Below are 10,124 nucleotides of genomic sequence, written 5' to 3'. Positions count from 1 at the left end.
AACTGCTCGTGAAGCTATAAAAAGTTTTGGAGACCTGGTTGCTGAATATGGTTATGCAAGTGAAGGAGAATCTTTTTCCATTTCTGATCCCAACGAAGTTTGGATACTCGAAATGATTGGGAAAGGCCGTTCCTATCTTCTTACATCCAAAAGTATGGAAATGCTTGCCAAGGAAAACCTCCCTAAAGACGTTCTAAAAGGACTTAAAAAGCTTAACGGTAAAAATTTCATCAAAGAAGAAGCCTTTACCGATGCCGTTAAAAAAATCATCGGCGACGATAATCTTAAGAAATTCAAAGAAAAAATAATTGAAGCTACTGAAAATACTACAAAAGGCGCCGTTTGGGTAGCACGCCGTGTACCCGATGGTTATGTATGCGGACACGCCAACCAGGCTCGTATCACCACCTTCCCGCTCAACGATCCGGAAAACTGTATTTATTCCTCCGACGTTATCAGCTTTGCCCGCGAAAAAGGCTGGTTCAGCGGAAACGACAAAGATTTCAGCTTTAGCGATACTTATAACCCTATTACCTTCGACGGAGCCCGTTTTTGTGAAGCACGTGTTTGGTCGGCTTTTCGCAAAATTAATTCAGGAATGGATCAGTATCTGGATTATGCAAAGGGAGAAAACCTAACCCACCGCATGCCTCTTTGGATAAAACCAGACAGGAAATTAACCGTACAGGATGTGATGAATATGATGCGAGACCATTACGAAGGGACCCCATTGGATATGACCAAAGACATGGGTGCAGGGCCTTACACTCTGCCTTATCGTTGGCGTCCTATGACATGGGAATTAGATGGAAAAACTTACCTTAACGAACGTGCGACTTCTACCCAGCAAACCGGTTTTTCGTTTATCACCCAGAGCCGTGGTTGGTTACCCGACCATATCGGCGGTATCAACTGGTTCGGTGTTGACGATACCTACGGTACCGTTTACATTCCGATGTATTGCGGAATGACATCTGTACCGGAAACCTTTGCCAAAGGAAACGGCAACATGATGATTTATTCCAAAACATCTGCTTTTTGGATTTTCAATCTGGTAAACAACTGGGCATACACTCGCTACCGCGATATGATTCCTGAAATTCAGGCTGTACAGTCAGAGCTTGAAAATAAATTTGTTGCTTACACACCGGCTATTGATAAAGCTGCCGTAGATTTATACAACAAAGACCCCAAACTGGGACGTCAGTTTATCACCGATTATTCTGTAAATATGGGAAACAGTACCGTAGAACGCTGGCAGCAGTTGTTTGAATATTTGTTTACCAAATACATGGATGGTAACATTAAAACTCCTGTCCCCAACCAAATGAATCCTAAGGTGAAACAGCCTGGTTACGGAGAAGATTGGTACAGGCACATTGTTGAACAAACAGGTGACCGACTGAGAGTAAAAGTCCAAAACGCACATTAATATTGTTCAATATAAAATTAAGAGCTAACATTACCTGCTGATATTTTTCTGAGACGTTTTTGCCGCTTCGGGTTAAAATGGGAAAACTGTTAGAATGTTTACGGGTAAAGGTTGGCTCTTAATTTTTTGGTTAATAAAATCAGCTATATTTGCAATACAATCGTACATCTATGGATACACGAAAAGAAATCATATTTTACCGTAGTGTTATAGCAATACTTATTGTGATTATTTTTGTTTTATGTGGGCTTTTGGTGAAAGACAGAATTTTTATAAAAACAACAAAGTTAGAAAACGAACAACATAAACAAGAACTACAATCAGAACTTGATTCTTTGGTATCAGAACATGCAAAAGTAAAAGCAATTTACAATGTTACCTCTACTAATTTAAAACAAAAAGACAGTATTATTCTGGCAAATGCAGAGGAAATCCGAAGTTTAATTTTTGTCAAAGCTGATTATAAACGTGTAAAAAGGAAACTCGAATTATTAAGGAAGTTATCACAAACTTATATTTATCAAATTGATTCTTTATATAAGATAAATAGTGAGTTACGAGAGGAAAATAGGCAGATTAAAAACAATTATACCCACGAACAGCAAAAAAATGCCGATATTAGCAAAAACCGTGATGAATTAGCAAATAAAATAAATAAAGCCGCTCTGTTAAAAGCATATGATATTTCAGCAACAGCAATAAAAGTAAAGACTGGTAACAGGGAGGAAAAAACAGCAAAATATAAAAAAACAGATAAAATAAGTGTACACTTTACTCTATGCGAAAACACACTTATTCTTCCCGGACGAAAATCAATTTATATAAGAATTGCGCGACCCGACAATAAAATACTTGTAAAAAATTTAACTAACGATAACTCTTTTACCTATAATGGAGAATTGTTGCAATATTCCATAAGGTATGATGTTAATTACGAAAACCAGGCAATGGATATTACAGCTTACTGGACAAACCATTCACCCGGACAACTCATAGCCGGCACTTATGTGCTTACAATCTTTGAGGAAGACAACGTAATTGGAGAGACATCCTTTTCACTTAAATAAAAAAAGATGGCCTCAAAAAAAAGACATGCAAATCAACACAGAAACGGTCAGAATAGTATTAACCGATTTTTCGATAGATTTATACGTAGAATTTATGGTTTACATACGCCGAAACATCCGCATGTACGAACCCAATTTGTAAAAGAAGAAAATGAAGAATTGCCGGATATTCTTGACGATGTGTTTAATCAATCTTCTTTTTCTCAATCTGAAAAACCTGTTAGAATTAAAAGAAAAATAAGAATAAAAAAACGAAAAAAACATTTTTCTTTTGAACGACTTTTTAAAAGAAAAAGGAATAAACCTATCCCGGTACTTTTTTCTCAGCAACAGGAAGAAAATATTTCATGGAAAGAAAAGTATCTTTTTAAAAGGAACATCATATTTTCTGCAAATTCGATTTTTATTTTTTTTATTGCTTACCTGGTATGCTGGTTTATATATCAGTTTGCAGTAGTTATTGCTGCGTCCTTGTTTCGGATAGATGCGGTACTTTACTACTTCGAAGTATTGTTCCCTATCGGAAACAGTTCAACATTATGGACACCTCTGAATATAATAGCTATAACTCTTGCCGGACCTCTTGCTTCGTTGATAGCAGGTATTATTTACCATCGTTTTTTGCTAATGAATAAAAAAGTGTATGGTAATACCAAGTTGCTGGGATATTGGTTAACAGTACATTCCTACAGCATGTTCTTTGGAGCATTTGTTGCGGGAATCGTTACAAACCAAGGATTTGGATATGTAGCCGATTGGATGTTTCTGAATACTTTTTTCAGGATATTGTTAAGTTTGATTTTATTGTTTTCCCTTACGTTGATAGGGTATTATTTAAGTCGGTTCTTTTTTGAGGTTCCCATGATACAATTAAAATCAAAACAACGTTTTATTTTCTATTTATCACAGGGTATTATTCCTATTTTAATTTGTATTCCATTGTTATATTTTATTAAAATACCTTTCAAAATGCCACAGCACGAAAATATCCTCGATTATGATATGATGGCATTATGTTCTGTTCTTTTTGCAGTTACTCCTGTTTTTTTCAATAAAGAAGTCAAGCCGCGTATTTTATCAGGGAAAGAAGGAAAAAGAAAAGTAAAAGTTAGCATTAAATATTTACTTATAATGTTGGCAGCACTTTGCATATATAGACTGGGATTGTATTATGGATTGTATTTTGATATCCGGCTACATTTTTCTGTGAGTTTGTATTAACTATTTTCTTCCAAAATCTGCGGGTATTTCACCCCATATTGACGTTTCCCATTTTAGCAAACGGTTATTGTAGAAATTTTCACGAAGCCATTTTTCTGCACGTCCCATTAAATCAAATATTTCAAAATTTAATGATGATTCAATTAATTTTGAGTTATTTTTTTTATTATATATCCATTTAATTGCTGTTTTTGAATCGGAATAGACAGGAATATTACTGTTTATTTGTTTCAGATAAGCAAGTCCATGCACTATGGCAAGAAATTCACCAATATTAACAGTTCCCTCTTTAAATGGTCCCTGCCTGAAAAGTTCTTTACCTGTTTGCGTGTCCACCCCGCGATATTCCATTACTCCTGGATTCCCGGCGCAAGCTGCATCCACCGAAAGACTTGGGATAATAGGCTTGCCTACCCAAATTGCATCAAGACATGTAAGCTGGGGTTTGGCAGGCTTCCCGAAATATTTTCCTGCATCGGAACGAAAGGCTTCTATTGCTTCCAGTTTGGTATTAAATGATTTATAAATAGCTCCTGTATAGTTAGTTACCTGTTGCAAACACTCAGCCCAATTATCGAAAACCCCGGGAGATACTCCTTTCCAAACTACATAATATTTTTGCTTTGCCAACGGTAATCGCTATTTTTGCATCACAAATATATGTATTAAGCCAATTCCTCACCTTGATAAAATGAAAAATATTATTAAACAGGTAAGCATTTATATGCTGTTACTTTTTTCATGCAATTCATCAACAAAATTTGAAAAAACGGTTACATTTGAAAACGGCATTTGGGATCGGTTTAAACCCCTCGAGTTTACTGTTCCTATAAAATCAACCGGTCAGCATGATATTATTATAGTTATCAGCCATACCAGCGAATTTCAGTACGACAGATTGCCATTTCACATGACCATTACTTCTCCTTCCGGGGAAATGCGCGAAAAAGAATATGAGTTGATACTCAGGAATAATGAAGGAAAGTTTTTATCAGTTGAAAAAAGTGGGGGAGAATTCAGCTATGAAGAAGTAATTCGTAAGGATTTTCCTTTTGGAGAAAAAGGAACATATATAATTAAAATAGAAAATCTTATCCCTAAAGTGGAAACCTCCGAAATCAGGAGTTTTTCATTGATAATAAAGTAAAATATTATGTAATATCAATAAAATATTTGCTAATATTTATTTTGTCATTACGCAATTGTTCTTTTAATTGCTCAAGCCCACCAAATTTCTTTTCATCACGCATTTTGTGATATAGAGAAATACAAATGTCGTTTTCGTAAATTTCTTCGTTAAAATCAAAAATATGCGCCTCCACGGTACATCTTTTTCCGTTTACGGTAGGTCGTATTCCAATGTTTGCCATTCCGTTGTACACATTATTTTTCCATTGTACACGACAGGCATATACTCCAAACGCCGGAATGAGTTTTTTAGGATCGTCAATTTGAATGTTGGCAGTAGGATAACCGATTAATTTTCCGATCTGATTTCCACGAATTACCCTACCGCTGATAAAAAATGGATAACCCAGTAATTCGTTGGCTTCTTTTAGGTTGCCATTTTGCAGTAAAAGTTTAATTTTTTCTGAAGAAATAGCAATTTTTTGTGTTTTTTGAGGCGAAATTTCTGTGAGTTTGAATTTTTTTTCAATAGCAAAATTTCGCAAATCAATGAAATCACCGCAACGATTTTTTCCAAAAGCATATTCGTAACCCACAACAATATGTACTGGTTTGATTTTTTCGAGCAGGATATTACGTATAAAATCTTCAGCGGTAAGTACCGACAATTGTTCGTTAAACGGAAGAATAAGCAAATGATTTATATCTGACTTTTCTATAAGGCTTATTTTTTCGTTGAGTGAATTCAACAACCGGAATGTTTCTCCTTCGCAATCGAATAATATGTCCGGGTGGGGGTCGAAGGTTACAACAAGAGATTCTCCTTTTTCTTTTTGGGCTATTTCTACTACTTTTTCAAGCAATTTCCGATGGCCAATATGTACCCCGTCAAAAGTACCAAGGGTTACTACAGGTCGAGCTATGGCGCCAAGTTCCTCAATGTTTCTATATATTTTCACGAAGTATTTTTAAATTTTAAATCCACTTTTTATTTATCAGATAAGCTGCAATCTGTATGGCATTTGTGGCGGCTCCCTTGCGGAGGTTATCGGCTACAATCCACAAATCAAGCGTGTTGGGATTTGAAATATCCCTGCGGATTCTTCCCACAAAAACCTCATCTTTTCCTTCGGTATATTTTGGCATGGGATACAGGTTTGAAGAAGGATCATCCTGGACCACTACCCCTTGGGTATTCTCCAATAAATTTCTTACTTCTGTTACATCAAAATCATTCTCAAATTCAATATTTACAGCTTCCGAATGACCACCTTTTACCGGGACTCTTACTACAGTGGATGTTACCCGAATAGTATCATCGCTTAAAATTTTTCTTGTTTCAGTTGCTAATTTTATTTCCTCCATGGTATATCCATTTGGTAAAAAAGCACCTCCATGAGGAAAAAGGTTTAAATCAATAGAATAGGGGTAAGCCATTTCTCCCGTAATTCCCATTCTTTCATTTTCCATCTGCTGTACAGCCTTCACTCCGGTTCCGGTAACCGACTGATAGGTGGAAACCACCAAACGTTTGATTTTATATTTTCGGTGAAGCGGGGCAAGTACCATAACCAGTTGGGCAGTAGAACAATTGGGGTTTGCAATTATTTTATGCCGTGGAGAAATCGCTGAAGCATTTATTTCAGGGATAACCAAAGCTATGTTTTCATCCATCCGCCAGGCGGAAGAATTATCAATTACCCAGGTACCGTTCTCCGCAAATCGCGGAGCCCATTCTTTTGAGGTGGAAGCCCCAGCGGAAAAAACAGCAATTTGTGGATGACTGGCAACAGCTTCCTCAAGACCGATTACTTTGTATTTTCTGCCGTTAAACATAAGCTCTTTACCTGCCGATTTTGCCGATGCAACCAACAAAAACTCAATATTATCAATATTTTGTATGTATTTACGTTCTTCAAAAACTTTCATCATCACTGTGCCAACTAATCCTGTAGCACCTACTATTGCTATTTTCATCCGTACAAAATTTAATTCGTTGATTTTTCACGGCAAAAGTAGTATATTTACCGGTTGATTTTTATTTACACTGGTATGAAAAAAATTTTGTTTTGCTTATTTTTCCTGCCAATCACCGCTTTAGCCCAAATGGCAGACAACTTCTCCGATGGTAATTTTTCTGGCAATCCTGCCTGGAACGGAACCACTGCAAATTTTGAAATAAACAGCAGTAAACAATTACATCTAAGCACCTCTATGTCAGGAATATCTTATCTTTCTACACAAAATGCCCTCCTGGATAGTACCGAATGGCAATGCTGGATAAGATTAGCCTTTGATCCGTCTGCCAATAATTTTGCCCGGATTTATCTCGTTTCCGACAATGCAGATGTAACTGCCCCACTGAACGGATACTTTCTTCAACTTGGCGAAGCCGGCTCCAATGATGCCATAGAACTTTTTCGTCAAAACGGAGCCCAGCTTACATCTGTTTGCCGCGGGAAAGAAGGTGAAATAGCAAATTCGTTCGCAATCAGGGTAAAAGTTACCCGGAAACACAACGGGTTTTGGGAAATTTTTGCCGATTCTGCCGGAGGATTCAATTTTGCACAACAGGCAGCCGGAACAGACAATACATTAGCTACCGCTACATTTTTCGGAATTTTGTGCCAATATACCGGCAGCAACAGCACAAAATTTTATTTCGATGATTTTTTAATTAGAAATATTGAAATAGACACTTCTCCTCCGGAGATAACTTTAGTAAATGCAATATCATCCAATCAATTAGATATATATTTTAACGAAACAGTTGAAGAAACATCTGCTGCAAACTGCCTGAATTATTCTGCCGGAATGGAGTCCGGAAACCCTTCTTTTGCGGAATTGGAAGGAAATGCCTTGATTCATTTAACATTTGCTACTTCTTTTTTGGAAGATAAAGAATATCAATTAACTATAAAAAATATTGAAGACATGGCTGGAAATCACATGTCGGAAGTGATAAAAAGTTTTACCTGGCACTGTTTTAAATCTTTTGATCTGGTAATAAACGAGATAATGGCAGACCCTTCGCCACCGGTGGGCTTGCCTGAATGGGAATATCTTGAAATTTATAACTGTACTTTGTTTCCGGTACATCTGAAAAATTGGACACTTTTAACAGGTACGTCTCAGCACAAATTCCCCGATATCATTATTAAACCTTTGGAATTTCTTATTGTTGCAGATAATGATGCCCAAGCTGAACTCGAATCCTTCGGGAAATTTGTGGGTTTTTCAAACTTTACCCTTACCAATACCGGCTCTGTTCTTGTGCTCCGGAATCCGCAGGGGGAAATAATGCATTACATCGGCTATACTGACGGCTGGTATACCGACAATACCAAAAACGAGGGAGGTTGGGCACTGGAACAGATAGACACCCAAAATCCCTGTGGAGAAGCTGCCAACTGGAAAGCTTCAGTTGACCCTTCCGGAGGTACGCCCGGAAGAGTAAATTCTGTCCTGGCAGACAATCCTGACAGCCAGCCGCCATACCTAAAAAACATTATTATCTGCGATTCAGTTCATATTCAGATAGTTTTTAGTGAAGAAATGGATAGTATTTCAGTGAGCAGTCCTTCAAAATTCAGGATTGATAACGGCATCGGGCAACCTTTGGAGGTTATTCCTGTTGCTCCTGGTTTTTATTCTGCGATTTTGCTTTTGGAACAACCTATTATAGAGAATATTATCTATACTTTACTGGTTAATGATACTTTACAAGATTGTGCCAAAAATAGCATGGTGATAATGAGCAGTCGCAAATTTGCCCTACCCGAAGCTGCTGTAGAAAATGATTTGGTTATCAATGAAATACTTTTTAACCCCAAAGATAATGGAGTTGATTTTGTGGAAATTTATAACCGTTCTGGCAAAATCATAGATTTATCTGGGCTAACGCTTTCTTCTTCCGATAGCATTTCCGGTACCTTGGAATCTGTTTGCCCGTTAACGGAAATCAGCTACCTATTTTTCCCAGAGGAATATATGGTATTGACTACTAATCCGCAAGAAGTGAAAGAACAGTATGAAACAACCAATCCGGACGCATTTCTTGCGATGGAATCTTTTCCGCCCTGTAATAATGATGAAGGCATAGTGGTGATTGCAACAACCGGACAGGAAATCATTGATAAATTTCATTATACCAAAGAAATGCATTATGCCTTACTGAACAGCGTGGAAGGTGTTTCGCTCGAACGTATCAGTCCGGAAAGGGGAACCAACGATGTTACCAATTGGCATTCTGCTTCTCAAAAATCCGGGTTTGCAACCCCGGGATATACAAACTCACAGTTTGTTCCCGAAATAGCTTACAAAAATGCCATTACCCTTTCTCCGGAAATATTTTCACCCGATAATGACGGCTACAATGATGTTTTAAATATTGGTTATACGTTGGATGAACCCGGATTTACCACCAATATTACCATTTACGATGCAGCCGGACATCTGGTTCGTTATCTGGTAAAAAATGAACTGCTGGGAACCTCCGGCAGCTTTTCGTGGGATGGCATTAATGAAGATGGAGAAAAGGCACTTATCGGGATTTACATAGTGTATGTAGAAGTATTTAACCTTAAAGGTAAAGTGCAGCACTACAAAAAAACGGCAGTGCTTGGTGGTAAAATTTAATGTTGGGTAAAAGCTATGGCTGCAACGCTAACCCTAATTCCCGGAACTTTCAGTAAAGTATTGGCACAGGATTCTATAGTAGCTCCGGTGGTAATTACATCATCTACCAACAGGACATGTTTCCCTTCCAGCTTCTCAGCATCTTTCACCACAAAAATTTCCTTAACGTTCTCCCATCGTTTAAAACGGCTTTTCCGGGTCTGCGACTCCGTAGCCATCGTTTTTATAAGATTGTTCTTTACCAGTTCAATTTGCATGGTTTGTGCCAAACCTATGGCAAACATTTCACTTTGGTTGTAACCCCTCTTCTTTTCCTTTTTGGAATGTAGCGGAACAGGCAAAACGACTTTCACCGAATTGAAAAACGGACTTTTCTGCAGGTCGTATCCGTATTGCTTTCCTAAAAAAATCCCTATTTCCTTTTCTCCGTTGTATTTCAGGCGATGAATCAGGTGCTGCACTTTTCCTCCTTTATTGAAATAAAACAAAGCTGTTGCTGAGAACACATCCGTCCTGCCCCAAAAAGTTCGGGAAACCCAGTTATCCTGTTCGAGGTGAAAATTTGTCCGGGGTAAATGGTAATTGCAAAATGTACAAATTACTTCTTCCGTTTTAAACAACGTAGCTCCGCAAGCCTG

9 protein-coding genes are annotated in these 10,124 nt (G+C 37.6%); 5 read left to right on the top strand and 4 right to left on the bottom strand.

Annotated features, from left to right (window positions below; all coding sequences use genetic code 11):
• The 3 genes from M0R21_13290 to M0R21_13280 all read left to right on the top strand — a co-directional run.
• The coding region (locus M0R21_13290; GenBank protein MCK9618795.1) for a C69 family dipeptidase at nt 1-1,432 on the top strand (1,432 nt) is incomplete at its 5' end.
• Between the two features lie 170 nt (nt 1,433-1,602).
• On the top strand, nt 1,603-2,499 hold the full coding sequence (locus M0R21_13285; GenBank protein ID MCK9618794.1) for a hypothetical protein: 897 nt from the start codon (nt 1,603-1,605) through the stop codon (nt 2,497-2,499).
• A 6-nt stretch (nt 2,500-2,505) separates the two neighbouring features.
• The gene (locus M0R21_13280; GenBank protein MCK9618793.1) at nt 2,506-3,720 is read left to right on the top strand and encodes a hypothetical protein; all 1,215 of its coding nucleotides are present in this window, start codon (nt 2,506-2,508) and stop codon (nt 3,718-3,720) included.
• On the opposite strand, the gene M0R21_13275 is transcribed toward M0R21_13280, so the two are convergent.
• The gene (locus tag M0R21_13275) at nt 3,721-4,350 is read right to left on the bottom strand and encodes a ribonuclease H family protein (GenBank protein ID MCK9618792.1); all 630 of its coding nucleotides are present in this window, start codon (nt 4,348-4,350) and stop codon (nt 3,721-3,723) included. It abuts the gene before it with no gap.
• Nucleotides 4,351-4,411: 61 nt separating this feature from the next.
• On the opposite strand from M0R21_13275, the gene M0R21_13270 reads away from it, so the two are divergent.
• Nucleotides 4,412-4,867, top strand: coding sequence for a gliding motility lipoprotein GldH (locus M0R21_13270; GenBank protein MCK9618791.1), 456 nt, complete (start codon nt 4,412-4,414; stop codon nt 4,865-4,867).
• Between the two features lie 4 nt (nt 4,868-4,871).
• Here M0R21_13270 and M0R21_13265 read toward each other — a convergent pair whose 3' ends face one another.
• Together M0R21_13265 and M0R21_13260 are read right to left on the bottom strand one after the other, a co-directional pair.
• Entirely contained in the window at nt 4,872-5,807 is a 936-nt protein-coding gene (locus M0R21_13265) for a bifunctional riboflavin kinase/FAD synthetase (protein ID MCK9618790.1), read from the bottom strand.
• A gap of 16 nt (nt 5,808-5,823) precedes the next feature.
• The gene (locus tag M0R21_13260; protein MCK9618789.1) at nt 5,824-6,825 is read right to left on the bottom strand and encodes an aspartate-semialdehyde dehydrogenase; all 1,002 of its coding nucleotides are present in this window, start codon (nt 6,823-6,825) and stop codon (nt 5,824-5,826) included.
• 75 nt (nt 6,826-6,900) lie between these two features.
• Here M0R21_13260 and M0R21_13255 point away from each other — a divergent pair, with 75 nt between their 5' ends.
• Complete coding sequence (locus tag M0R21_13255) at nt 6,901-9,486, top strand: lamin tail domain-containing protein (GenBank protein ID MCK9618788.1); 2,586 nt, start codon at nt 6,901-6,903, stop codon at nt 9,484-9,486.
• Here M0R21_13255 and M0R21_13250 read toward each other — a convergent pair.
• Nucleotides 9,483-10,124: ComF family protein (locus tag M0R21_13250; protein MCK9618787.1), on the bottom strand; the 642-nt coding region annotated here is incomplete at its 5' end. The genes M0R21_13255 and M0R21_13250 overlap by 4 nt on opposite strands.

The organism is Lentimicrobiaceae bacterium, assembly GCA_023227965.1.
Classification (GTDB): domain Bacteria; phylum Bacteroidota; class Bacteroidia; order Bacteroidales; family JALOCA01; genus JALOCA01.
The sequence above is the reverse complement of the archived record's forward strand: the minus strand, read 5'-3'. Positions and strand labels throughout refer to the sequence as shown.

Coding starts and splice junctions, on each gene's coding strand:
- M0R21_13285 (MCK9618794.1), top strand. CDS start 1,603: ATGGATACACGAAAAGAAATCATATTTTACCGTAGTGTTATAGCAATA.
- M0R21_13280 (MCK9618793.1), top strand. CDS start 2,506: ATGGCCTCAAAAAAAAGACATGCAAATCAACACAGAAACGGTCAGAAT.
- M0R21_13270 (MCK9618791.1), top strand. CDS start 4,412: ATGAAAAATATTATTAAACAGGTAAGCATTTATATGCTGTTACTTTTT.
- M0R21_13260 (MCK9618789.1), bottom strand. CDS start 6,825: ATGAAAATAGCAATAGTAGGTGCTACAGGATTAGTTGGCACAGTGATG.
- M0R21_13255 (MCK9618788.1), top strand. CDS start 6,901: ATGAAAAAAATTTTGTTTTGCTTATTTTTCCTGCCAATCACCGCTTTA.